Below are 23,939 nucleotides of genomic sequence, written 5' to 3'. Positions count from 1 at the left end.
TTTAATTTTTGCTATTTGACCATTTTTATTTCCATACAACCTTACAATTGACTACTTTTGCAAGATTTCGAAATCGAGAAAATTATGCCATTAGAGTCTGCTGATATTGAAGAAAAAAAAATAGGGAAGGAGCTGTACGACTACCAGCAAGAGGCAATTGATGATATATTCAAAAAAATAAACAACCATACCGAGAAGTATAACCTCCTTTTTCAACTTCCCACCGGTGGTGGTAAAACCGTTATTTTCTCTGAAATCGCTAAGCGCTACATCAGCGAAACCGGCAAAAAAGTGTTGATCCTTACACATCGCATCGAATTGTGCGCCCAAACGTCCAACATGCTTAACGAGTTCGGTGTTCGAAATAAAATCATCGACAGCAAAGTAAAAACACTCCCAGACCAGGAAGATTTTATGTGCTTTGTAGCCATGGTGGAAACACTCAACAACCGCTTACAGGACGAAAAACTAGAAGTAGAAAAAGTTGGACTGGTGATTATTGATGAAGCGCATTACAACTCCTTTAAGAAATTATTCAAGTTTTTAGAAAAGAGTGTCATTCTTGGTGTAACAGCTACACCTTTAAGTTCCAATATTAAATTGCCAATGAAAGAAACCTATGATGAACTCATTGTTGGTCATTCCATTGCTGCACTTATTGAAAAAGGTTTTTTATCGAAAGCAACCACCCATAGTTATGATGTGAACTTAGGTTCTTTGAAAGTAGGAATTGATGGTGATTATACCGTGAGCTCATCCGATCGCTTGTATACCAATTATTTGATGCAGGAGAAGTTGGTGGCTGCTTATGAAGAACAATCGAAAGGTAAAAAGACGCTCATTTTTAACAACGGAATCAATACATCCATCCATGTACATTCTTTGTTTACCAACGCTGGATACGATATTCGTCATTTAGACAATACCAACTCCGAGCAAGAACGAAGAGATATTCTTACTTGGTTTAAAAACAAACCGGATGCGATTTTAACATCCGTAGGAATTTTAACGACCGGATTCGATGAGCCAACGGTTGAATCCATTATCATCAACAGAGCGACCAAATCTTTAACCCTGTATCATCAAATGATTGGCAGAGGTTCGCGTATCTTACCGAATAAATCCACCTTTACGGTGATTGATTTAGGAAACAATGCCGCTCGTTTCGGCTTGTGGGATTCGTATGTCAACTGGCACGACATCTTCCGTTCTCCTGATTTTTATTTGGAGAGTTTGTGGAATGACCGCGACATTGAGCGCAATTTTACCTATAAGATGCCTGCTGAGCTCAGAGCCAAATTCAGCAAATCCGAGAATATTGATTTTAATATGAAGGAGGAATATGCATTGGTATCGAAAGAAGGATTGCGACCAATGACTGCTGTGGATAGAGCCATTGAGCATCATTCGCGGATTTGTTTTGAAAACAGTTCCGATTTTTCAGAAGCCATGGACTTGGTAAAATTGTTAGAACAGGATATTGAAGGGCGTGTTAAAAAATATTCGTATTGCATTTGTGCCAGCACCGATAACTATGTAAAATGGTTAAAAGATGAATACAAACGAAAATTAGGTTTGAGCTTGAGCAAACGTTTTCTTGCGGCAACGGTGGAAGAATAATGTCCAATATTGCTATAATCCTTTAAAATTAATCAATCTTTATAAGTCATTATTAATCAGTTTTATATGTATATTGTAGTCTTATAATTAATATTATGTTAAGTAGTATTTAGCTGAATACCTATCATTTAATTAAAGTACTACTTTCTGTCTTTCCTTGACAAGTAATAAGAAACAAAAAAAGCGAGAAGCATTTCTGCTCCCCGCTTTTATGAATTGCAACTAGGTGGAAGCCTTAGTTGTTCTTCAATTTCTCATTGATCTCTTTTACCTTTTCTGGTTGCTGTGTTCTCGCATAAATTTGCTTTAACGCATACATCGTGTTTTTGTCCTTCGGACTAACTTCCAATGCTTTTTCCAACACCGGTAATGCTTTTTTGAATTCTTCTGTCGCCAAGTCGTTTGCTGCTTTGTATTTCGCATTGTCCGTAATTTGGTCGGCAATTTTACTCAACGCGACACCATGGTTGTTATACAATACTCCTAAGTTGTACAATGCATCAAAATAGTCGGGTTTCAATTCAATCGCTTTTTTATAATCCGCCTCAGCTTGCCCAATCAACGTTTCGTAATCCTTAGGTTTCGCCATGTCTTTGTTGGTTGCATCCTTCGGATTCGCCAAGTTATCATAGATGTTTCCTCTTACCAAGTAAAGGTTAGCATCCTTCGGTTTTGCAGTCAAGGCAATGTTTAAGTTGTTTAACGCTTCCTTACTGTTGTTGGTTTTTAAGAAATAGTTGGTTTCTGTAATTACCAAGTTGATGTCGTTTGGATAGGTTGTACGACCTTTTTTCAATACTTCCATTGCTCCAACACTGTCTTTCATATTCAAATACACATTCACCAGAGAAGAATACGTATTTCCAAAGCCTTGTTTGTTATCAATCATTTTTTGATAATACAACTTTGCTTTATCGTAGATACCAGCTCTATCTGCTACCAAAGCGCAGTTTCCTAAAGTGGTGGTGTCTTTTGAACCATTGATTTCATATGCTTTTTCAAAAGATGGCAATGCATCTGCATATTTCTTTGCATTATAATCAGCGATGGCTTTGTTTTCATAGTGTGAAGCAATTTTAGCGATATAGGAATTCACTTCAGATGTGTAATTTCCTTTCGGGTCGTTTGCTTTAGAAGCTGTACATCCCGCAAATGCATCTGCCAATGAGGAAGAGTTTGCTGCTTGGTATGCTGCCAAGTTGCGTTTGTTGGGATCCGTTACTGTTGCGGTTAACTTTTCGGTTTCTAAACGCAAGGTATTCTCAAAAATGGTTAAATACACCTGTGCTTTGAGCGTTTGTGTTTTAGGTAAATCCTTTGTATCCACATGTGCTGCTGCTAAGTCGATGTTTTCTTTTGCTTTATTTAAGGATTCAATGTCTTTTGATTCACTAAAATCACGCAAGTAGTTTTTTGCGTTCACGATTTTTACATTTTGCGCAAAGCCATTGATAACAAGGGTTGTCGCGACAAACAAGATTGCTATTTTTTTCATAAGTTATTTTTATTTGTTTTTTACCTAATGCCCCTCCTCTATTTATTGAGAAGGGGCAAGGCTTATTTATTCAGTTGGTGGCGTATCAAGTTCCTTGCCATCATTTTCAGTGTTCTCTGAAGACGCATCGGTGCCCTCATTTCCATATTCAGCAGTTGGAGTTTCTGTTGCTATGCCTTCAGCAGTTTCTACCTCCTCCTCTACTTCTACTTTACTTACAGCAGCAATTTCCTCTCCTTCTTTCATGTTAATCAAGCGTACACCTTGTGTTGCACGGCCTATTACACGTAATTCAGAAATTGCCAAACGGATGATGATTCCTGATCTGTTGATAATCATCAAGCCATCTTTATCGGTAACATCTTTAATGGCAATCAAATTACCGGTCTTTTCAGTGATGTTGATGGTTTTTACACCTTTTCCACCACGTTTTGTAACACGGTATTCTTCAATTTCAGAACGTTTTCCATATCCTTTTTGTGAAACCACCATTACATTGCTGTTTTGGTCCGGCATCGCAATCATACCTACAACTTCATTGTCTTTTTCTTCACCTAAATTGATACCTCTAACACCGGAAGCATTTCTACCCATTGGACGAACGTTTGCTTCGTTGAAACGAACCACTTTTCCGGCTTTTGAAGCCAACATGATTTCGTTGGTTCCGTTGGTTAACAATACTTCTAGCAATGTATCGCCTTCTCTTACTGTAATTGCATTGATACCATTTTGACGCGGACGGGAATAAGCTTCCAAAGTCGTTTTCTTGATGATACCATTTTTGGTACACATTATAATGTAATTGTTTGCAATGTATTCCTCGTTGGTCAGGTCTTTTACATTGATATAGGCTTTCACCTTATCATCACTTGGGATATTGATCATGTTTTGGATGGCACGTCCTTTTGATACGCGTGTTCCTTCCGGCACTTCAAACGCACGCATCCAGAAACATCTTCCTTGTTCTGTAAATAACAATAAATAGTTGTGGGTAGACGCAATGAATAAATGTTCAATAAAGTCATCATCACGTGTGGTGCTGCCTTTCGCTCCTTTACCACCTCTGCCTTGCGTGCGGTATTCGGTTAAAGGCGTACGTTTAATATAACCCATATGAGAAATGGTAATCACCACACCTTCATCCGCAATCATATCTTCCATACGGAAGTCACCTGAAGCATATACTAGCTCTGTTTTGCGCTCATCACCGTATTTCTCTTTCATTTCGTTTAACTCATCTTTGATGATGGCCATACGTAAACCTTCGTCTTCTAATACTTCTTTTAAATGCTTGATTAATTCCATTAATGTATTGTACTCTTCCTTGATCTTATCTCTCTCTAAACCAGTAAGTACACGTAATCTCATTTCAAGTATCGCTTTAGCTTGAATTTCGCTCAAACCAAAGTTGCTCATTAAGCCGTCTTGCGCTTCTTGAGGTGTTGCTGCAGCACGGATTAATTTGATAACTTCATCCAAATGATCCAAGGCAATTAAATAACCTTGTAAGATATGCGCACGCTTTTCAGCTTGTGCCAATTCGTATTTGGTTCTGCGAACGATTACTTCATGACGATGTGCCACAAAATGCACAATCATGTCTTTTAGGTTGAGCATCATCGGGCGACCACCCACCAAAGCAATGTTGTTAACGCTAAAAGAGGTTTGAAGCTCTGTATATTTGAAAAGGTTGTTTAAAACGACATTGGTAATGGCATCGCGTTTAATTTCATACACAATACGCATCCCATCTCTATCCGATTCATCACGGATATCGGAAATGCCTTCAATTTTTTTATCGTTGATTAAATCCGCTGTTTTGCGAATCATCTCCGCTTTATTTACCTGGTAAGGGATTTCGTTTACAATAATGCGCTCTCTTCCGGAATCTGTAGTTTCCATGGTTGTTTTTGCACGCATTACAATACGACCTCTGCCGGTTTCAAAAGCATCTTTTACACCTTCGTAACCATAAATGATTCCGCCTGTAGGGAAATCCGGTGCTTTTACAAATTGCATCAAGCCCGCAATATCAATTTCTCTGTTGTCGATATACGCAACGGTAGCATTGATAATTTCGGTTAAGTTATGTGGTGGCATATTCGTTGCCATCCCCACCGCAATTCCGGATGCACCGTTAATTAATAGGTTTGGTATTTTAGTAGGAAGAACAGTTGGTTCTTCTAATGAATCATCGAAATTCGGACGAAAATCAACAGTATCTTTTTCGATGTCTGCCAACATTTCCTCCGCAATTTTTTTCAAACGTGCTTCGGTATAACGCATTGCAGCCGGACTATCCCCATCAATCGAACCGTAGTTACCTTGTCCGTCAACCAATGGATAACGTAAACTCCAATCTTGCGCCATACGCACCATGGCATCGTATACAGACGTGTCGCCATGCGGATGGTACTTACCAAGTACTTCCCCAACGATACGCGCTGATTTTTTATGTGGTCGATTTGACATGACACCCAAATCCAGCATTCCGTACAATACACGTCTATGAACCGGTTTTAAACCATCTCTAACATCAGGTAATGCACGCGATACAATAACCGACATCGAATAATCGATGTAAGCCGATTTCATTTCCTCTTCAATGTTAATTGGAATAATTTTTTCTCCGTCTGCCATAATTTCGTTTTTCTATTTTATTGTTTTAATATGTTGCCTTTTTTTCAGTCCCACACGTGCGGGATTGTCATGATTTATTTTTAGCACAATAATTGATAATTTCCTTGTGTTTTAAGGAGGTTCGAAAATACTTATTTCGTAGGACACAAAACCGATTTTTACCTTTAAATTATCAACATTATTGACACTTTTTTGTTGATAAAATTAAGGGTAGAGATAGGACATCTTAAAAAGGAGTAATTACTTTTGGTAAAGTACACGAAACTATTATTATTCGTGGCAAAAGTAACTCTTGAATAATTTAAAACGTTAAAGTAACAATTTAAAAATACTGCATTATGGAAGCAAAATTTTCACCAAGAGTTAAGGATGTAATCACCTACAGCAGAGAGGAAGCATTACGTTTGGGGCACGATTACATTGGAACAGAGCATTTATTATTAGGGATTATTCGCGAAGGTGAAGGTACTGCTGTTCGTTTATTAAAGTCATTAAATGTGGATTTACAAGAATTGCGTAAAACCGTTGAGCAGTCTATTGGAACAGGCAATCACAAGGTAAGCAATTTGGCAAATATCCCGTTGATGAAACAAGCTGAAAGAGCTTTAAAAATCACTTATTTGGAAGCAAAACTGTTTAAAAGTGCCGTGATTGGTACCGAGCATCTTATTTTGTCCATCTTAAAAGATGAAGATAACGTTGCTACAAAATCATTACAAAAATTTAAAGTAGACTATGACGTTATGAAAAGCGAATTGGAATTATCAAAATCGGATCCGAAAGCGGAATTTCCGGGAACTCCTTCTGACGATGATGCAGATGAGGATCAGTTTAGTGCTAGCAGTACTAAGAAACCTGTTGACAGTAAATCCAAAACCCCTGTTCTGGATAACTTCGGTCGCGATTTAACCAAAGCTGCCGAGGAAGGTAAATTAGACCCGATTGTTGGTCGTGAAAAAGAAATCGAACGCGTTTCTCAAATTTTATCACGTAGAAAGAAAAATAACCCCATCTTAATAGGTGAACCAGGTGTTGGTAAATCTGCGATTGCCGAAGGTTTGGCATTGCGCATCGTACAACGTAAAGTTTCTCGTGTTTTGTTTGGTAAACGTGTTGTTACCCTTGATTTGGCTTCTCTTGTTGCTGGTACTAAGTATCGTGGACAGTTTGAAGAGCGTATGAAAGCCGTAATGAACGAACTTGAAAAATCACCGGATGTAATTTTATTCATTGATGAGATTCATACCATTATTGGTGCTGGTGGTGCTTCCGGATCTTTGGATGCTTCCAACATGTTTAAACCGGCCTTGGCACGTGGAGAAATCCAATGTATTGGTGCTACAACATTAGATGAATATCGTCAATATATTGAAAAAGATGGCGCCTTAGAAAGACGATTCCAAAAAGTAATTGTTGAACCAGCTACTCCGGAAGAAACGATTCAAATCTTAAACAACATCAAATCGAAATACGAAGATCATCACAATGTAACGTATACCGATGAAGCTATTAAAGCATGTGTTACCTTAACTGCTCGTTATATCACCGATCGTCACTTGCCGGATAAAGCAATTGATGCATTGGATGAAGCGGGTTCTCGTGTTCATATTACCAACATCAATGTTCCAAAGAACATCGTTGAAATTGAGAAAAAATTAGAAGATATTAAAGAAGAAAAGAACAAAGTTGTTCGTTCTCAAAAGTATGAAGAAGCTGCTCGTTTGCGCGATACAGAGCGCACCTTGTTAGAGCAATTAGATGCTGCTAAAAAAGCATGGGAAGAAGAAAGTAAAACACACCGTGAAATGGTGAGTGAAGACAATGTTGCAGAAGTAGTTGCAATGATGACCGGTGTTCCTGTTCAACGTGTTGCTCAAAATGAAGGCGACAAATTGGTGAAGATGGCAGAATTGCTTCAAGGCAAGGTAATCGGACAAGACGATGCCGTGAGAAAAGTGGTTAAAGCTATTCAACGTAACCGTGCCGGATTAAAAGATCCGAATAAACCAATCGGTTCATTCATCTTCCTTGGCCCTACCGGTGTTGGTAAAACACAATTGGCGAAAATTTTATCTAAATATTTATTCGATAATGATGATGCATTGATTCGTATCGACATGAGTGAATACATGGAGAAATTCTCTGTATCGCGTTTGGTTGGGGCGCCTCCGGGATATGTGGGTTATGAAGAAGGTGGACAATTAACGGAGAAAGTTCGTAGAAGACCTTACGCAGTTGTATTATTAGATGAAATTGAAAAAGCACATCCGGATGTATTCAACTTGTTATTACAAGCTTTGGATGATGGAATGATGACAGATAGTTTGGGTCGTAAAATTGATTTCAAAAACACGATCATCATCATGACTTCAAACATTGGTGCACGTCAGTTGAAAGACTTCGGACAAGGTGTTGGATTTAGCACCAGCGCTAAAAAAGAGGTGGAAGATGAAAACTCAAAAGGAATCATCGAAGGTGCTTTGAAAAAGGCATTTGCTCCTGAATTCTTAAATCGTATTGATGATGTGGTGATGTTTAATTCCTTGACCCGTGAGGATATTCACAAGATCATTGACATTGAATTAAACAGTCTTTATGGTAGAATCAACGGATTGGGATACTCAATCAAAGTATCAGATGAAGCCAAAGATTATATCTCTGATAAAGGATACGATGTTCAGTTTGGAGCTCGCCCATTAAAACGCGCGATTCAAAAGTATTTGGAAGATCCATTGGCAGAAGAAATCATCAAATCGAACTTGAGCGAAGGTGATACGATTGAGGTTGATTTTGATAAAACGAAAGATGAAATCAAAATTAAAATCAATAAACCAAAAGAATCAAAACCGAAGAAAAGTAAAAAAGAAGAATAAAACACATCGCCTCCGGAATCATTCGGAGGCGATTTTTTTTGATATCGACCACTTAATAACCAATTCCCGCCACTTAAAAGTTTGTATACATTGCTCCGTATTTATTTTGCACATTTGAATACGTCCCAACTATTAAAAGTATATTTATGAAAATCATCCTAACTCACTTCCGCATTTTTTGCCTCTTCTTTCTATTTGCATTTCAAGCTCAGGCAGACCGCAATAATCAATTTGGATACTATCTTACCAAAGAAGATTACCTTCAGAAGAAATTAACGATTATTGGAAACATGCAGGAAAGTGAAAACTATAATGTTGGGATTTTAATGTATAAAGACAGTAAAAATGTTGAGCATAAGGTGAATTGTATAAAAGAAAAATACTGGGGCTTTCGATACATTGATAGCTGCGATTACATGTATATGGATGGATTTTATGCCAAGATTGTGATTGTTGGCCGGATAGATTTGTTAATCAGTCCGAAAGCCACTTACAAAATTGATGCGGAAGGGAAATATTGGTTTTACAAAGCCGCTGATGGAAAAATTAATTTATATTATCTGAAAGACCTAGACCCTTCTACAGAAGCGCCTTTTGAAAAGTTAATCGCAGATGAAAAGGCGATTTTGAAAGAATATCAAGGTGATCGCGATAATTATGGAGAGTTTATCAATAAGCAGTTGAAATATCTGATGAAGTACAACGCCATTGTTCCTAAGCCCAAGAAAGGCGTTAAGAAATAAAAAAAGCCTCGCTCTGAATGGAGCGAGGCTTTTTAGTTGTAGTCTTAGTCTTTTTTGCCTTCTGTCTTTTTTTCTTCTTTAACCATTTCCCCTTCATTGTCAAACTCCACATCAAACGTGTTTTCACCTTGATGATTTCCATTTCATAAATGGTTTCTTTTTCTTTCTCTATTTTTCTTGCGTCTTCAATTTTATACGCACTCAATTCACCATACTTTTTAGAAAGTGATTCTTTGATGGCTTTCGGAAGCTCTGAAGATTTAACATAGGTAACGGTTTCAATCCATTTTCCTTCTTTGTCGAATTTAGCCGAAAAATTGGTTTTACCCACCGAAAAATCAGCTACATAATTGTCATAATCCATTTCCCAAGCCGTTTTTTCGGCTATTGAAAATTTAGCTTTAAAAGCAGTCGTAACCGGAGTAGGAACGTTTTCTGTTGCGATTTTTTGCGCATTTGCTGCTGTTGCAGTCATTACAGAAACAAGTAATACGAATAATTTTTTCATTTTATAGAATTAGATTTTGTTTGGACAAAATTATAATAAATTTGCAATATCTATGTCACTAAAAAAATCCACCCACGATCCCTATGCTGCTTTAAGAATAAAAGAGTTCTTGTTTTTTTTGAATACCCGCTTTTTTTTAACCTTGGCTGTTCAAATGCAAAGTGTCATTGTGGGGTTGCAAATCTACAAGATCACCAACGATGAGTTGGCGCTGGGTATGATTGGTTTGGCTGAGGCGATTCCCTTTATTATTGTTTCATTTTTCTCCGGCCATGTGGCGGATACGGTAAATCGGAAGTTGATTATTATTGTATCGGTATCCTTACTCTTATTTTCTACTGCTTCCCTACTCTACTTTTCATTGGATACCTCCACTATAATCCAACGATATGGCACATTACCGATTTATTTGGTTTTTGGTTTTATCGGTATCGTGAGAGGATTTATATCAGCAGCTTTTCCGGCATTTATGTCGCAGATTGTTCCGCGTGAGCATTACGCCAACTCAGCCACTTGGAACAGCAGTATTTGGCATGTGGGTGCAGTAGTCGGACCTACTGTGGCGGGAATTATTTGTGCAATCAGTATTTCTGCTGCCTACACGGTAAATCTATTTTTTATCGTGATCTCCATTTTCTCCTTTGTATTTATTGCCTCCAAGCCAATACCTGTAAAAACAAAGAAAGAAACCTTAAAGCAAAGTTTATCGGGTGGAATAAAGTTTGTTTTCAGCAACCAATTGATTTTAGGAGCTCTTTCGCTTGATTTGTTTGCTGTTTTGTTTGGCGGAGCGGTGGCAATGTTACCGGCTTTTGCCGATAAAATTTTGCATGTTGGGGAAATGGAATTTGGTTTTTTACGTGCAATGCCTGCCGTTGGCGCCATTGTTACGGCAATCATATTAGCATATAAGCCAATTACAAAAAATGCAGGCATGAATCTGTTTATCAATGTCGGATTGTTTGGAGTAGCAACTATTTTGTTTGCTGTTTCTACCAATTATTATTTATCACTTTTCTTTTTATTCCTTACCGGAGCTTTTGATAACGTAAGTGTGGTGATTCGTCATACCATTTTACAATTGGCCACCCCGGATGAAATGCGTGGCAGGGTTTCGGCTGTGAACAGCATCTTTATTGGTTCATCCAACGAAATAGGGGCCTTTGAATCAGGGATTGCTGCTGCCGCAATGGGACTGGTGCGTTCGGTTGTATTTGGTGGTGTAATGACCATTTTAATTGTTGCCGGAACGTATAAAGTTGCACCGAAATTGAGAAAATTAAATCTGAAAGAAATTGAATAAAAAAGGTCTCTGCACATAAGCGCAGAGACCAAAAAAGCGATTCGCTTTTTATCTCCTCTTTGCATTAAAGCCAAAAGAGGCCCCCATTCGAATTCCATCTTTATTCGGAACAACATAAATGTTTACCGGTATATTTAATTTCCCTGATTTAAAGGTTTTTCCCACGGCAACAATAAATCCAGCTTGTAACTCATACCCTCCTCTGCTATCTATTCGTTTCTCTATTCGGTAAGGATTCACCATGGTTGTATCCGTCCATTCTGATTCCAAATGCCACATCCGTTCTGTATCATAATATCCATTGGCTTTATTCACCAAACCGAATGTTGGTCCGAAAGCCAATTCCCATCCTCGTTTATTATTTCTGAATCCATTCATGATGGTTAAGCTTGGAATAAAAACGTTTTGATTAAAGCCGGTAATGGTTGGAAGAAATTCAAACAAGGCTTGATAATTTCCTTCATTTAAATATTGCACCTCAAATTGATACCCAAATTGAAACATCAGCGGATAAGAACCATACCCTCCTTCACTTCTGGGTGCTTGCAAGCGTGCACCTGCATCTCCAGTAAAATAGGCAAATCCACTTCTTGGCCCGGATAAATTAACACTTGTTTGATTCGGATTACTTGTTGAACTCTCAAAGCTATTCTTCTTTGTAAGATAGGTTACGAGGGGTTCATCCACTTCTTTTTTAAACATTTTTCGAATCGATATTTTTACCATCGATTGCAACTCTTTCGGCAAGTTCAGGTATTCATCAACTTGTGTTTTTTCGATCGTTCCCGTTTTTACATCGATGAGTCGGAAGTTGGCCACAACAATTTCCCCAATCAATTCAACACTTCCTGTAAACATCTTTTCGGAGTTAATGATGGACCCGACTTCCAGCAAACAAATTTTTCCATAACAATTGTTGATATTCAATTTGTTCTTTTCAACAACATACGATACATCGTACCGATCCATCACTTCAAAGGTGTCGAGTTTTTCCAATTCAATACGCACCATGTTTCCCATTTGATTCGGATCTAGATTTAAACCTTTGGTATCAATATTTAATACGGTGATACTCGGTTTGGTTTTTGTTTTCGACTCTTGTGCAAACGTTCCGAAACTAAGAAGCGCGAGTAATAGCAGTAAGGACCATTTTTTGATTCCCATTACACTTGAATAGAGTTCGAAGGTTTGTTTGCTATACTTTTCCAATTGATTAAGATTTAGGAATAGTAATAGATTTTCTGTTGAGATTTTTATTGCTTTGAACGAATCAGTTGTCTGTTCATTTATTTTTTGAATCTGATTTTTTGTTTTCATGGTTTTTTAATTTAGGGGTTAAAAAAATATCTTTTTAATAGTTTTCTTGATAAAGTTTTAAAGCTTGTTTGTTGTTTTTTGTGCGTTTCACTTTAAGAGTAATAGACGTTGTAAGGCAAGCTAATCCTAACAATGCGGTTAGTTTCGCATTATTCTCATATTGTTTGTCGTAGGGTGTATTGTAATGGCTAAATAACCCACCACTACTTTCACTTAGAAAATACAAGGAGGCAATGCCAAACGGGAATGCGGCAAATCCAATGTGCTGCCACCCTCTTTGTTTTTTTGCAAGCTTAACATGACTCGTTATTTTGGGATTATTCATCAATAGCAATACATCTTGCATTTCACTTTCATTCAATGTTTTTTCTCCATACCAATACTTTGAACCAATTTGTTTCATTTCAATGAATTTTTTCTGCGCAACAGGTTTAAATTCATTTTTTTCTTCTGCCTGTAGCCATGGTTTTTCAAATTGAAACTCTTCCTTAGTCCCATTTTTGTATGCAATCCGAGTAATGTTGTTTTTTAATTCAGAATAGATTGGGCCATCCGGATTGACCGCTTTTTTATATTTAACTTCCGTTGCTGATATTTCCATAACAGAACCGATTACCTGTATTCCATTTCTTAACTCAATTGTATCTTGAGCATTCATTCGGATTGCTCCGGAAAGTGCTATCAATGAGAGAGTCATGGTTGCTAAAAAATTGTTTTTTTTCATGGTTTAGGGGGTTAAATTTTAGTTTAAATGTGAAAGATGTTTTTTGCTATCATTGACCATTCAATGTTTTCAATTGCACATAAAACCATTGAAAGCATAAATAGAAAAAGACTGCATTTAAGAATAGTCGCCTTTTTTGTGATGATTTGGATTTCTGTTTTCATGTTATTAGTTTTAAAAGATTAAAGCATAATTTTAATTCCGGCATTCACTCTTGCTCCAATATTCATGGATGGTATCGGCCCCATTTTAGAAGTGCTAAAAAGATGAATTCCTTTTCCGTCTAATAGGTCGAATGAAAACTTTGGAATGTATTTTTCGCTGGTTGTTTTTTTATATTCTTTTCTCGCCACCAAATAGCTTTTTAGAGAAAGTGTCTTTATTCCATCTTTAGCTTGATTCACAGAGGAGAAATGTCTGATAAAAGCAGGTTTTGCTTTCGTTTGTCCTAGCATATTCAAGCAGATTAGGATGTGTATGAATATTAAAATTGATTTTTTCATGGTCGATGCTTTTTGAATTATTTCTGGAGCAAATCTAGGTCGAGAAAAAGAGGTAGGAAAACGGCTTTCCGCTATGGACAAACTGTTTGGAAGGGTTTGTCGCAAAAAAGGATGGATAAAAATCAAAAACTTTGGAAAATTTGCAATTTTTGCAAATCGATTTCTTACTTTTAGTAAAAATTGCAAATGTTAAATCACTGATTTGCAAAAACACAAAAGAAAAATGGCTAAAAAAGAGCAAGAATCTGCACAAAGCAAATTAATGCAGCGGATAAAATCCGGTTTGCCTGGAAACATTTCCTTGGTTGATGAAATGGCCGATTTGCTGGGTGTTAGTAATGATAGTGCTTACAGAAGGATTAGAGGAGAAACGACATTGAGTATTGAAGAGATTGCTTTAATCTGCAATCATTTCAAAATCTCTTTCGATGCTTTTATCAGTAACAATAAAGAAACAGCGGGCAACCTAAATCAAGTTAACTTCACCTACTATCAGTTGAGTGGTCATGTGAATACATTTCGTGAATACCTCGAAAACATGAAAAGGGATATTTATACCCTTCTGAAGTTTCCGGAAAATGAGCGCTCGGTGATTTATGCAGCTGAGGATATTCCTGTATTTCAGCACTTTGCTCATCCTTTTTTAACAGCCTTCAAAATATTTTATTGGAATAAGTCGATTTTAAATGCACCCGGATTTGAAGATAAAAAGTTCGACACATTGCATGTGGATACCGACTTGGTTGAAATCGCCAGAGATATTTATGATGCGTATGCTAAAATCTCCTCCATTGAAATTTGGTCGGATGATACCGTAAACAGTACCTTAAAGCAAGTTGAGTTTTATTGGGAAGCCGGTGCTTTTAAAAGTAAAGAAGATGCTTTAAAGGTTTGCGGAGAACTCAGTTTGTTGTTTTCAAGAATCAGCAAACAGGCAGAGATGAATGTGAAATTTGATTCGAATAATAAACCGGCCTCTTCCGAAAACAATTATGCCCTTTACCAAAGCGATGTGATGATTGGAAACAACTGCGTGATGTCGCAAATGGGAAATATAAAAGGTTCTTATATCTCTTATCATACCTTTAATGTGATGCTGACAATGAACCACGGTTTTTGTAACGAAACAGATTTATGGCTTAAAAATTTAATTCGTAAGTCAAACTTAATCAGTGGTGTTGCAGAGAAACAACGGTATCGATACTTTAAGCAAGTAGATGAAGCTTTAAAAAGACTTGTTACCAAAATTGAAAATGACTAAAAGCGAATTGCGCGACTTTTTAAATGAGAAATACGATCAATACAATCGTTTTAATTTCATCGAAACGGATCCGATATCCATTCCGCATCAGTTCACGCAAAAAGAAGATATCGAGATTGCTGGTTTTTTAGCGGCTACCATTGCTTGGGGACAACGGGTGACCATTATCAACAATGCCAATAAGATGATGAAATTGATGGGCAACAGTCCATTCGATTTTGTGATGTCCGCCAAACAAAAGGATTTTGCACGTTTTGATTCTTTTGTTCATCGCACATTTAACGGTGTGGATGCAGTGTTTTTCATGAAATCGCTACAAAATATCTACAAAAACCACAATGGGCTGGAAGGAGCATTCGCTCCTACTCTTTCTAACCCTATTCCTGAACAAGCACTTCAAGCAATAAGTAAATTCAGAAACCTTTTCTTCTCGATTGATTATCCTTCCCGCACAAAAAAACATGTATCCAATCCGGAAGAAAATTCATCAGCAAAAAGGTTATGCATGTATTTGCGATGGATGGTAAGAAACGATAAACGAGGAGTCGATTTCGGAATATGGAAGGATGCACTGCCTGTTTCTGCATTGATGTGTCCGCTTGATGTGCATTCAGGAAATGTTGCTCGTAAGTTGGGAGTATTGAAACGGACTCAAAACGACTGGAAAGTGGTGGAAGAACTCACAGGGAATTTGCGCAAGTTGGATGCAAAAGATCCTGTTAAATACGATTTTGCATTGTTTGGCCTCGGGGCGTTTGAGAAGTTTTAGTTACAAGCTATTAGAAAATTCATTATATTTGTCCTTTGATGAGCTTTACCTACCCTGCCTTTCTGTTCGCCCTTTCAGCAGTAGCAATACCAATCATCATTCATTTATTCAATTTCCGAAAATTTAAGACCGTTTACTTTAGCAATGTTCGCTTTTTAAAAGAGGTAAAGCAGGAAACCCAAGCAAAATCCAAACTTAAGCATTTATTGGTTTTAGCCGCGCGTATTCTGGCGATTGTCTTTTTAGTATTGGCCTTTTCTCAACCCTATATTGCATCCGAAAACAATAAAAAGCCGGTTGGTGATAAAACGGTTAGTATTTTTATCGACAACTCTTTCAGTATGGAAACCATCAATAAGAATGGTACTCTCCTGGATGAAGCAAAAAAACGCGCACTCGAAATTGTAGCCGCTTATAAACCAACCGATCGTTTTCAATTATTGACCAACGATTTTGAAGGCAAACATCAACGGTTGGTCAACAAAGAAGAGTTTATTGAATTGTTGGATGAAGTGAAAATTAGTCCGGTTACCCGCAGTTTCTCCGAAATTAGCTTGCGACAAACGGATGTATTGAATGAAGTCAATAAAAATAAAACAGCTTTTCTTCTCTCCGATTTTCAAAAAACAATGATGGATTGGAACCAGGTGAAAAACGATACATCCATTCAGTTTAAATTCATCCCCTTGTTAGCTGCTGAAAAAAGCAACGTATTCATTGATACGTGCTGGTTTGAAAGCCCTATTCGCCAATACAATCAAGTGGAAAAATTGCATGTTCGCATAAAAAATGTATCGGAAAAAGTATTGGAAAAAAATTCCATTAAGCTATTTATAAATAATATTCAAAAAACACCGGCCAGTTTTGATATAGATAAGAACAGTCAAACAGAAGTTGTGCTTTCGTTTTCTTCCAAAGAAACTGGAATTCAAGATTGCCGTATTGAATTAAATGATTATCCGGTGACCTTTGATGATAAATTTTATTTCACTTTTGAAGTAGAAAAAAACATTCCCGTGATGACCATCAATGGAATTGGGTTAGATGCTTCTTTATCGCCATTCACGAAGCTATTCGGTTCCGATTCACTTTTTGTGTATTCGGAAGTAGCAGAAAACAAAATTGATTATTCATTCCTGAATAAAAACAAGTTGATTGTGATTAATGAATTAAAAACCATTTCCTCCGGACTTGGTCAATCCTTGAAGAAATTCATGGAGAACGGAGGAAGTGTCCTTGTTTTTCCAAACAAAGATTCAGATTTGAACTCCTATAAAGAGTTTATGGTTTCGTTGCGAGCAAACTACTTTGAACGTTTGGATACAGCCAACACAAAAGTGGATAAGATAAATATGGAACATATCGTCTACAAAGATGTGTTTGATAAAAAAACATTCAGTGCTACCAACTTGGACTTGCCGAAGGTGAACGAACATTTTGTGCTTTCGAAAACCACGAGAAGTAATGAAGAGTATTTATTGAAACTTCAAAACGGAGATGTGTTTTTAAGCACCTATCCGGTAGAAAAAGGAAAGCTATACATTGCTACGGTGGGAATTTCCGACAATTTTAGTAACCTATCCCGTCATGCCATTTTTGTTCCTACACTCTTTAAAATTGCGATGCATAGCCAGATAGCACAGCCACTTTTTTATACCATTGGAAAAGACGATGCAATTGAAAGTAATAAAGTGATTAGTGGTGAAAATGTATTTCATATAAAAAATGTAGCAAAGAAATTTGATATTATTCCTGAACATAAATTAGTAGATTCCAAAACAACGATACTCGTTCACAATCAGATCAAAGAAGCGAACAACTACGATTTATTGGCCAATGTGGACTTAATTGGAGGGATTTCCTATAATTTTAATCGAAACGAATCGGATTTGACGTGTTATACGGCCGCAGAATTAACTGAAAAATTAAATTCGTTAAATTGGAGTAATGTTAGCGTAATGGAACTGAGTGCGCAAAACTTATCTGAATCATTAATGGAATTAGAGCAAGGCAAAAAATTATGGAAACTTTGTATTATTTTAGCACTGCTTTTTTTGGCAACTGAAGTGGCTTTGTTACGCTTCATGAAATGATGTTTGGGGATTTGAAAAATAAAAAAAATTGAATCATGAATATATTAATTAAATCAGCACTCATTGTCGACTCCAAGTCGATTCACAATGGGAAAGTAATGGATGTTCTCATTGAAAATGGGATGATTAAATCCATTAAATCGAAGATTGTTCCGGAGAAAAATGTGAAATTAATTGAAGCAGAAAATCTTCACCTTTCTGCAGGTTGGCTGGATATGCAAGTAAGTTTTTGTGACCCAGGATTAGAGCACAAAGAAGATTTGGAAAGCGGAATAAAAGCCGCAGCAGCCGGTGGATTTACCGGAGTTGGAATGGTCTCCTCTACCAACCCAACCATTCATTCAAAAGCGGAAGTATTATATATTAAAAACAAAACAGCCGATTCGATTGTAGATGTTTACCCAATTGGTACATTGTCCAACAAACAAGAAGGACAGGATATTTCAGAAATGTATGATATGAAAATGGCCGGAGCGGTGGCTTTTTCAGATGATAAAAAAACCGGTAAACAATTCAGGTTTATTGATGCGTGCCCTCCTCTATGCGCAGAATTTTGACGGATTAATTCTTACACACTGCGATGAGAAAACCATTTCTCATGATGGTAAAATGAATGAAGGGATTGTGTCTACTCAACTTGGTTTAAAAGGAATACCCGCACTCGCAGAAGAATTAATGGTGGCTCGTAATATCTTTTTAGCAGAATATGCCGATGCTCCTATTCATATTTCAAACATCTCGACACAAAAATCAGCTGATTTAATCAAGCAGGCAAAAGCAAAAGGGTTAAATGTGACAGCTTCTGCTACGATTTATAATCTGGTGCTGGACGATACTTTACTAAAAGGATTTGATAGCAATTACAAGTTAAATCCCCCACTTCGCACAAAAGCAGATGTAGAAGGGCTTAAAAAAGCTGTTGCAGATGGCACAATCGATGTCCTTACCTGTGATCACCGCCCACAGGATATTGAATCAAAGGATGTTGAATTTGATCAGGCATCGAATGGGATGATTGGCTTAGAAAGTGCATTTGGCTTGATAAATAGTAATAAAGGCAAAATTAAACTGAACACTTTAATTGATGCAATCACCCACCAGCCACGCCAACTGCTAAAACTCAAAGAGGTGAAAGTTGAAGAAGGGGAAGTGGCTAATTTAACAGTGTTTAACCCGGATGTAACCTGGACATTCGAAAAAAAACACATCCACTCGAAATCAGCAAATACGCCATTTATTGGAACCACATTTACGGGTAAAGTGATTGGAATCATTAATAATAAACAGTCGCATTGGAATAAATTGTAGTAGGATGTTTTTTGCTAATAATTTAGATTTTTGCAGATTGATAATTTTTTGTAGTTTAGCCTTCGAATTTTAAATAATCGTTATTAACTCCTAATTAAGAAAAAATGCTTTTAAAGAAAAACTCACTCGCATTAAAAGGTGTATTGTTTGCAGCAGCTAGTATCGTTTTGGTAGCTTGCGGGGGCGATACCCAAACTGAAGAGACCGTTACTCCTCCTCAAGACTCTGTAGTTGTTGCTGAAGTAGAAACAGAAGAAGTGACGTATTCACTCCCTTCTCCTTTACAAATTGCATCCATTTTCAAAAAATCCGGTTTAAAATACAAAGCAGGTATTACCAGTGAATTGAAAGACCCTGCTAAATATACTTCGAATCTTTCCAAAGCCTTGAATTTGGGTGTATACAGTGCTGATTTATCTTATGCTGTATTGAACAAACAAAATCAGGAAGCAATGAACTATATGAAACTTAGCCGTCAGTTAGCGGATAATTTGGGTATGGGAACAGTGTTTGATCAAGGAAATTTGTCAAAGCGTTTTGAGAAAAACTTAAACAACGAAGATTCTTTAGCATATATCATTGCTGAATTGCAAATGGTAACCGACATGTATTTAGATGAAAACGATCAACAACAAATCACATCTATTGTGTTCTCTGGAGCTTGGGTAGAAAGTATGTACATTGGTTCTAAAGTGTATGAAAAAGGGAAAGATAAATCATTGAACAGCAAATTAGCGGAGCAAATGACTATTCTATCAAGCATCATCAAAGCATTGCAAGCTGAGGAGAAAAAGGATCCTGCTATCACTGGTTTGATTGCAGACTTAGTAGTTATCAAAGATATTTATGATGGATTACCTTCTGTAAAAGGAAACCCGGATGCAGCGGATGATATGGAGAAAGAATTGACTTTAACGGATGATGAAGTAGCGCAATTAACAACTAAAATTGAAGCGTTGCGAGTTAAATTTATTAATGGTTAATTCATAAAAGTATAAAAAATTAAACGAAAGAAGATGAAATACGAAGTATTCACGAATTCCTTAAAAAAGCCCTTGAAAATGAGTAAAAAAGCATTTTACATAAGTTTAGTTGGTTTAGTATTCGTTTTTGGATTCACCACTATTCAAACAGCTGATAATTGTGATAAAAAAGCACTTACAACAAGTTGTAAGAAAAAATTGGATCCGTATAAATACGATAGCCAAAAATTCACTAAAATTAATTTCACTAAAAAGCCACAACAATTAGAAGTTGAAGTGCCTATCTTTATTGGTGAAAAATACCGTTTAGTATTTAACACTTCCGGATTACCGAAAGGAATTAAAATTAACGTGTATACAAAAGATAAAGAAGCTAAAAAGAGAGAACCAATTTTCTCTAACAAAGATGCGAAAGCAGATGACAAAGAATTAATTTTCGATGTGCCTCGTGCTCGTAAAATGTTTGTAGATTATGATGTTCCTGCTGATAGTACTAACGCAAAACTTACTGGTTGCATGATATTTATGGTAGGATATAAATAAATTAAATGAGAAAAAGTAAATCCTTTTTTACATTATTGATTATGGTTAGTGCACTCCTGTGTACTAACCATAATATTTTTGGGCAATGCAAAGCCAAGCAGATCATGAAAAACTGCAAGCCAAATGTGCCCAAGCCATACAAATATGATGCATATGTGGTTACAGAATTTACATTTGACGACAAAGCAAAAAAACAAGAGGTCTTGTTTACTGCTTTTCGGGGAATGAAATATCGGTTGATTTTTTGCTCCTCCGGCTTTGATGAACCTGTAAAAATGAATATCTACGATAAAAGCAATAGAGTTAAAAAAGGACGAACGAAGGTATTTGAGAACTCACAAGGTATTGACAATAATTTTTGGTCGTTTCAACCTGCCAAAGCCGGAAATTATTACATTGAATACGATGTTCCAAAAAGTATCAATGAAAAAGTAAAAACCGGCTGTGTAGTTTTGTTGATAGGTTATACCGGCCAAGAAGATATTGTAGATTAATCGTATGAAATCAATCCGTGTTTTTTTCTTTTTATTGATTTTTTCCTGCACCAGCAATGCAGTTTCTGCTCAATATAAAATTTCTCAGCTGATTGATGAGAACAAAATTCAAATTCTTCCGCCATACAAATACGATGGCTTTATTATGAAAGAATTTGCCTTTGAACTCATTAATAAAGATATGAATATTGAGTTTGTTGCATTTAAGAATCAGAAATATCAGTTGCTTTTTTGTGCATCAACATTCGAGGAAGAAGTGAAAATCACCATCTACAATAAAAACAATCCTTCCGAAAAAATCGGAGAAAAAATAGTGGGTGGTACAGTTAAAAACTGGACAATCGAGCTCGAAAAATCGGGCACCTACTCTATCGTGTATGAAATTCCTCCCAGCAATACCGATGTCGAACACAAAGCCTGTTTGGTGATGCTTATTGGCTTTACGGGAAAATAATCGCCTATTTCGAGATTGCTTCGTTCCTCGCAATGACGCTCGTGACTGTTAAATGGTTGTCGATAAGAATATTGTTTCAATCTGAAATTTTTCCATTGTTTAATCATAGAATCAATTATCTTTGCAGCCTTATTAATTCCTGCGTCCGTTTGTTTGGATGTTTGGCAAACTAAAAAAAATGATTAAAATTACACTACCCGATGGTTCTATTCGTGAATACGAAAAAGGAACTACAGCGCACCAAGTTGCGTTATCCATCTCCGAAGGTTTAGCGAGAAACGTTTTAGCAGCCAAAGTAAATGGCGAAGTATGGGATGCTACCCGACCAATTCATCAGGATTCCAAATTGGTGTTACTCACCATGAACGATGCGGAAGGTAAATCAACACTTTGGCACTCCTCTGCCCATTTGATGGCGGAAGCATTGGAAGCAATCTATCCTGGAACGAAATTCGGAATTGGACCTCCAATCGACAATGGATTCTATTATGATATTGATCTTGGCGGAAAAACCATTTCACAAGAAGATTTCAAAAAAATCGAAGATAAAATGCTTGAATTGGCCCGTTTAGGGAATGAATTCAAGCGTACCGAAGTGTCAAAAGCGGATGCTATTAAATACTTCAAAGAGAAAAATGATGAGTATAAACTCGACCTGTTAGAAGGTTTGGAGGATGGACAAATCACTTTTTATCAGCAAGGAAATTTTACCGATTTATGTCGCGGTCCACATATTCCAAACACCAGCTTCATCAAAGCTGCAAAGCTGATGAATGTTGCAGGAGCATACTGGAGAGGTGATGAAAAAAATAAAATGTTAACCCGCGTTTATGCCATAACATTTACGAAACAAAAGGATTTAGCAGATTATTTAGTGCTGTTAGAAGAAGCAAAAAAACGTGATCATCGGAAGCTAGGAAAAGAATTAGAGCTGTTTGCTTTTTCTGAAAAAGTTGGAATGGGTTTACCATTGTGGCTTCCAAAAGGTGCTGCATTGCGCGAACGTTTGATTCAATTCTTGCAAAAGCAACAATTGAAGAGCGGTTATCTCCCTGTTGCAACTCCGCACATTGGAAATAAAAATTTGTACATTACATCCGGTCACTACGAAAAATATGGAGCAGATTCATTTCAGCCCATCCGCACTCCACACGAAGGAGAAGAGTTTTTCTTAAAACCAATGAACTGTCCGCATCACTGCGAAATTTATAAAACTTCTCCCCGCTCCTACAAAGACTTACCTATTCGTTTTGCCGAATTTGGAACAGTTTATCGTTATGAGCAAGCCGGAGAATTACACGGTTTAACTCGTGTGCGTGGATTTACACAAGATGACGCCCATTTGTTTTGTCGCCCTGACCAAGTAAAAGAAGAGTTTTGCAAAGTAATTGACTTGGTGTTGTATGTATTCAACGCTTTAGATTTTAAGGATTATACTGCACAGATTTCGTTGCGTGATCCGGAAAACAAAACCAAATACATCGGTTCAGATGAAAATTGGGCGTTGGCAGAAGCGGCTATCATTGAATCGGCAGCTGAAAAAGGCTTAAAAACAGTTGTTGAATTGGGTGAAGCGGCTTTTTATGGCCCGAAACTCGATTTTATGGTCAAAGATGCTATCGGTCGTAAAATGGCAATTAGGTACAATTCAGGTAGATTATAACCTTCCGGAGCGTTTTGAGCTGGAATATACCGGTAGTGATAACCTAAAACACCGTCCGGTAATGATTCACCGTGCTCCTTTTGGGTCTTTAGAGCGTTTTATCGCTGTTTTGATAGAGCATTGTGCCGGGAAATTCCCATTGTGGTTGACTCCCGACCAGGTTGCTGTGCTTCCAATCAGTGAAAAATACAACGATTACGCAAAAAAAGTTTTAGAATTGTTAAAAAATTACGATATTCGCGGGCTCGTAGACGACAGGAACGAAAAAATAGGGAAGAAAATACGAGATACCGAATTGCAAAAAGTGCCGTACATGCTGATTGTAGGGGAAAAGGAAGAAGCGGAGAACAAAGTTGCAGTTCGAAAACAAGGCGATGGTGATTTAGGAACCTTTGATTTAGAAGCGTTTGCGAAGATTATCAACACCGAAATTGAAAACAGATTTAATAAATAGAGTATTAATAAAATTAGGAGGAACAAGCTATAGCAGCTCCATTTAACAACAATTCAGGCAATAAATTTAATAAGCCTGCACCAGGAAAATTTGTAAAGCCGGGAACTTCGGCAACAGGAACAGCTCCTGCGGCAAACGTTGACAGACGCTTTGGAAGAGGCGGACAAAGAAGAAAAGAAGAGCTTCATGCG

At 37.1% G+C, this 23,939-nt stretch carries 20 protein-coding genes and 1 pseudogene; 14 read left to right on the top strand and 7 right to left on the bottom strand.

The window, feature by feature from the left end; genetic code table 11:
• The first annotated feature begins 84 nt into the window (after positions 1-84).
• The gene (locus IPP64_07735) at positions 85-1,620 is read left to right on the top strand and encodes a DEAD/DEAH box helicase family protein (GenBank protein ID MBL0329295.1); all 1,536 of its coding nucleotides are present in this window, start codon (positions 85-87) and stop codon (positions 1,618-1,620) included.
• A gap of 235 nt (positions 1,621-1,855) precedes the next feature.
• Here the strand turns inward: IPP64_07735 and IPP64_07730 are convergent, their stop codons facing one another.
• Positions 1,856-3,115: a tetratricopeptide repeat protein gene (locus tag IPP64_07730; protein MBL0329294.1), complete on the bottom strand. Its 1,260-nt coding sequence runs from the start codon at positions 3,113-3,115 to the stop codon at positions 1,856-1,858.
• Positions 3,116-3,181: 66 nt separating this feature from the next.
• On the bottom strand, positions 3,182-5,755 hold the full coding sequence (gene gyrA / locus IPP64_07725) for a DNA gyrase subunit A (GenBank protein MBL0329293.1): 2,574 nt from the start codon (positions 5,753-5,755) through the stop codon (positions 3,182-3,184).
• A 338-nt stretch (positions 5,756-6,093) separates the two neighbouring features.
• Here gyrA and IPP64_07720 point away from each other — a divergent pair, with 338 nt between their 5' ends.
• Both IPP64_07720 and IPP64_07715 read left to right on the top strand, forming a co-directional pair.
• Entirely contained in the window at positions 6,094-8,628 is a 2,535-nt protein-coding gene (locus IPP64_07720) for an ATP-dependent Clp protease ATP-binding subunit (GenBank protein ID MBL0329292.1), read from the top strand.
• A 146-nt stretch (positions 8,629-8,774) separates the two neighbouring features.
• A complete protein-coding gene (locus IPP64_07715; GenBank protein MBL0329291.1) occupies positions 8,775-9,371 on the top strand; it encodes a hypothetical protein in 597 nt (198 codons plus the stop codon).
• Here IPP64_07715 and IPP64_07710 read toward each other — a convergent pair.
• Positions 9,361-9,879 carry a PepSY-like domain-containing protein gene (locus IPP64_07710; protein MBL0329290.1) on the bottom strand — a complete coding sequence of 173 codons (519 nt, stop codon included), beginning with the start codon at positions 9,877-9,879 and terminating at the stop codon, positions 9,361-9,363. The two genes, IPP64_07715 and IPP64_07710, sit on opposite strands and share 11 nt — an antisense overlap.
• 52 nt (positions 9,880-9,931) lie before the next feature.
• Between IPP64_07710 and IPP64_07705 the strand changes: the two genes are divergently transcribed.
• Positions 9,932-11,182 carry an MFS transporter gene (locus IPP64_07705; protein ID MBL0329289.1) on the top strand — a complete coding sequence of 417 codons (1,251 nt, stop codon included), beginning with the start codon at positions 9,932-9,934 and terminating at the stop codon, positions 11,180-11,182.
• Positions 11,183-11,230: 48 nt separating this feature from the next.
• On the opposite strand, the gene IPP64_07700 is transcribed toward IPP64_07705, so the two are convergent.
• From IPP64_07700 to IPP64_07685, 4 genes are read right to left on the bottom strand one after another with little or no spacing between them, the layout of a single operon-like run.
• A complete protein-coding gene (locus IPP64_07700; protein ID MBL0329288.1) occupies positions 11,231-12,499 on the bottom strand; it encodes a hypothetical protein in 1,269 nt (422 codons plus the stop codon).
• A gap of 34 nt (positions 12,500-12,533) precedes the next feature.
• Positions 12,534-13,223, bottom strand: coding sequence for a hypothetical protein (locus tag IPP64_07695; GenBank protein ID MBL0329287.1), 690 nt, complete (start codon positions 13,221-13,223; stop codon positions 12,534-12,536).
• Between the two features lie 23 nt (positions 13,224-13,246).
• Positions 13,247-13,387, bottom strand: coding sequence for a hypothetical protein (locus tag IPP64_07690; protein MBL0329286.1), 141 nt, complete (start codon positions 13,385-13,387; stop codon positions 13,247-13,249).
• Between the two features lie 18 nt (positions 13,388-13,405).
• A complete protein-coding gene (locus IPP64_07685) occupies positions 13,406-13,726 on the bottom strand; it encodes a hypothetical protein (GenBank protein MBL0329285.1) in 321 nt (106 codons plus the stop codon).
• 223 nt (positions 13,727-13,949) lie between these two features.
• Between IPP64_07685 and IPP64_07680 the strand changes: the two genes are divergently transcribed.
• From IPP64_07680 to thrS, 10 genes and pseudogenes are all read left to right on the top strand, one after another.
• Complete coding sequence (locus tag IPP64_07680; protein MBL0329284.1) at positions 13,950-14,987, top strand: helix-turn-helix transcriptional regulator; 1,038 nt, start codon at positions 13,950-13,952, stop codon at positions 14,985-14,987.
• The gene (locus IPP64_07675) at positions 14,980-15,756 is read left to right on the top strand and encodes a TIGR02757 family protein (GenBank protein MBL0329283.1); all 777 of its coding nucleotides are present in this window, start codon (positions 14,980-14,982) and stop codon (positions 15,754-15,756) included. The genes IPP64_07680 and IPP64_07675 overlap by 8 nt, the downstream gene beginning before the upstream one ends.
• A 38-nt stretch (positions 15,757-15,794) precedes the next feature.
• Positions 15,795-17,849: a BatA and WFA domain-containing protein gene (locus IPP64_07670; protein ID MBL0329282.1), complete on the top strand. Its 2,055-nt coding sequence runs from the start codon at positions 15,795-15,797 to the stop codon at positions 17,847-17,849.
• A gap of 35 nt (positions 17,850-17,884) precedes the next feature.
• On the top strand, positions 17,885-18,406 hold the full coding sequence (locus IPP64_07665) for a hypothetical protein (GenBank protein MBL0329281.1): 522 nt from the start codon (positions 17,885-17,887) through the stop codon (positions 18,404-18,406).
• Positions 18,375-19,157, top strand: a complete 783-nt coding sequence (locus tag IPP64_07660) for an amidohydrolase family protein (protein MBL0329280.1) — start codon at positions 18,375-18,377, stop codon at positions 19,155-19,157. Before IPP64_07665 ends, IPP64_07660 begins: the two co-directional genes overlap by 32 nt.
• A 104-nt stretch (positions 19,158-19,261) precedes the next feature.
• A complete protein-coding gene (locus IPP64_07655; GenBank protein MBL0329279.1) occupies positions 19,262-20,140 on the top strand; it encodes a hypothetical protein in 879 nt (292 codons plus the stop codon).
• 33 nt (positions 20,141-20,173) lie between these two features.
• Positions 20,174-20,683 carry a hypothetical protein gene (locus IPP64_07650; protein MBL0329278.1) on the top strand — a complete coding sequence of 170 codons (510 nt, stop codon included), beginning with the start codon at positions 20,174-20,176 and terminating at the stop codon, positions 20,681-20,683.
• 104 nt (positions 20,684-20,787) lie between these two features.
• A complete protein-coding gene (locus IPP64_07645; GenBank protein MBL0329277.1) occupies positions 20,788-21,177 on the top strand; it encodes a hypothetical protein in 390 nt (129 codons plus the stop codon).
• A 4-nt stretch (positions 21,178-21,181) separates the two neighbouring features.
• Entirely contained in the window at positions 21,182-21,631 is a 450-nt protein-coding gene (locus tag IPP64_07640; GenBank protein ID MBL0329276.1) for a hypothetical protein, read from the top strand.
• Between the two features lie 178 nt (positions 21,632-21,809).
• Positions 21,810-23,748 (top strand): annotated as a pseudogene (gene thrS, locus IPP64_07635) (threonine--tRNA ligase).
• Positions 23,749-23,939: the final 191 nt, after the last annotated feature.

It is taken from the genome of Bacteroidota bacterium, from assembly GCA_016722565.1.
GTDB lineage: Bacteria > Bacteroidota > Bacteroidia > 2-12-FULL-35-15 > 2-12-FULL-35-15 > 2-12-FULL-35-15.
This window is presented reverse-complemented; position numbering and strand designations above follow the sequence as displayed.

What these genes read in the sequence shown, in the direction of transcription:
- IPP64_07700 (MBL0329288.1), bottom strand. Translation starts at nt 12,499, where the DNA reads ATGAAAACAAAAAATCAGATTCAAAAAATAAATGAACAGACAACTGAT.
- IPP64_07655 (MBL0329279.1), top strand. Translation starts at nt 19,262, where the DNA reads ATGCTTTTAAAGAAAAACTCACTCGCATTAAAAGGTGTATTGTTTGCA.
- IPP64_07670 (MBL0329282.1), top strand. Translation starts at nt 15,795, where the DNA reads ATGAGCTTTACCTACCCTGCCTTTCTGTTCGCCCTTTCAGCAGTAGCA.
- IPP64_07715 (MBL0329291.1), top strand. Translation starts at nt 8,775, where the DNA reads ATGAAAATCATCCTAACTCACTTCCGCATTTTTTGCCTCTTCTTTCTA.
- gyrA (MBL0329293.1), bottom strand. Translation starts at nt 5,755, where the DNA reads ATGGCAGACGGAGAAAAAATTATTCCAATTAACATTGAAGAGGAAATG.
- IPP64_07735 (MBL0329295.1), top strand. Translation starts at nt 85, where the DNA reads ATGCCATTAGAGTCTGCTGATATTGAAGAAAAAAAAATAGGGAAGGAG.
- IPP64_07720 (MBL0329292.1), top strand. Translation starts at nt 6,094, where the DNA reads ATGGAAGCAAAATTTTCACCAAGAGTTAAGGATGTAATCACCTACAGC.
- IPP64_07640 (MBL0329276.1), top strand. Translation starts at nt 21,182, where the DNA reads ATGAAATCAATCCGTGTTTTTTTCTTTTTATTGATTTTTTCCTGCACC.
- IPP64_07710 (MBL0329290.1), bottom strand. Translation starts at nt 9,879, where the DNA reads ATGAAAAAATTATTCGTATTACTTGTTTCTGTAATGACTGCAACAGCA.
- IPP64_07675 (MBL0329283.1), top strand. Translation starts at nt 14,980, where the DNA reads ATGACTAAAAGCGAATTGCGCGACTTTTTAAATGAGAAATACGATCAA.
- IPP64_07730 (MBL0329294.1), bottom strand. Translation starts at nt 3,115, where the DNA reads ATGAAAAAAATAGCAATCTTGTTTGTCGCGACAACCCTTGTTATCAAT.
- IPP64_07660 (MBL0329280.1), top strand. Translation starts at nt 18,375, where the DNA reads ATGCGTGCCCTCCTCTATGCGCAGAATTTTGACGGATTAATTCTTACA.
- IPP64_07695 (MBL0329287.1), bottom strand. Translation starts at nt 13,223, where the DNA reads ATGAAAAAAAACAATTTTTTAGCAACCATGACTCTCTCATTGATAGCA.
- IPP64_07650 (MBL0329278.1), top strand. Translation starts at nt 20,174, where the DNA reads ATGAAATACGAAGTATTCACGAATTCCTTAAAAAAGCCCTTGAAAATG.
- IPP64_07665 (MBL0329281.1), top strand. Translation starts at nt 17,885, where the DNA reads ATGAATATATTAATTAAATCAGCACTCATTGTCGACTCCAAGTCGATT.
- IPP64_07690 (MBL0329286.1), bottom strand. Translation starts at nt 13,387, where the DNA reads ATGAAAACAGAAATCCAAATCATCACAAAAAAGGCGACTATTCTTAAA.
- IPP64_07705 (MBL0329289.1), top strand. Translation starts at nt 9,932, where the DNA reads ATGTCACTAAAAAAATCCACCCACGATCCCTATGCTGCTTTAAGAATA.
- IPP64_07645 (MBL0329277.1), top strand. Translation starts at nt 20,788, where the DNA reads ATGAAAAACTGCAAGCCAAATGTGCCCAAGCCATACAAATATGATGCA.
- IPP64_07680 (MBL0329284.1), top strand. Translation starts at nt 13,950, where the DNA reads ATGGCTAAAAAAGAGCAAGAATCTGCACAAAGCAAATTAATGCAGCGG.
- IPP64_07685 (MBL0329285.1), bottom strand. Translation starts at nt 13,726, where the DNA reads ATGAAAAAATCAATTTTAATATTCATACACATCCTAATCTGCTTGAAT.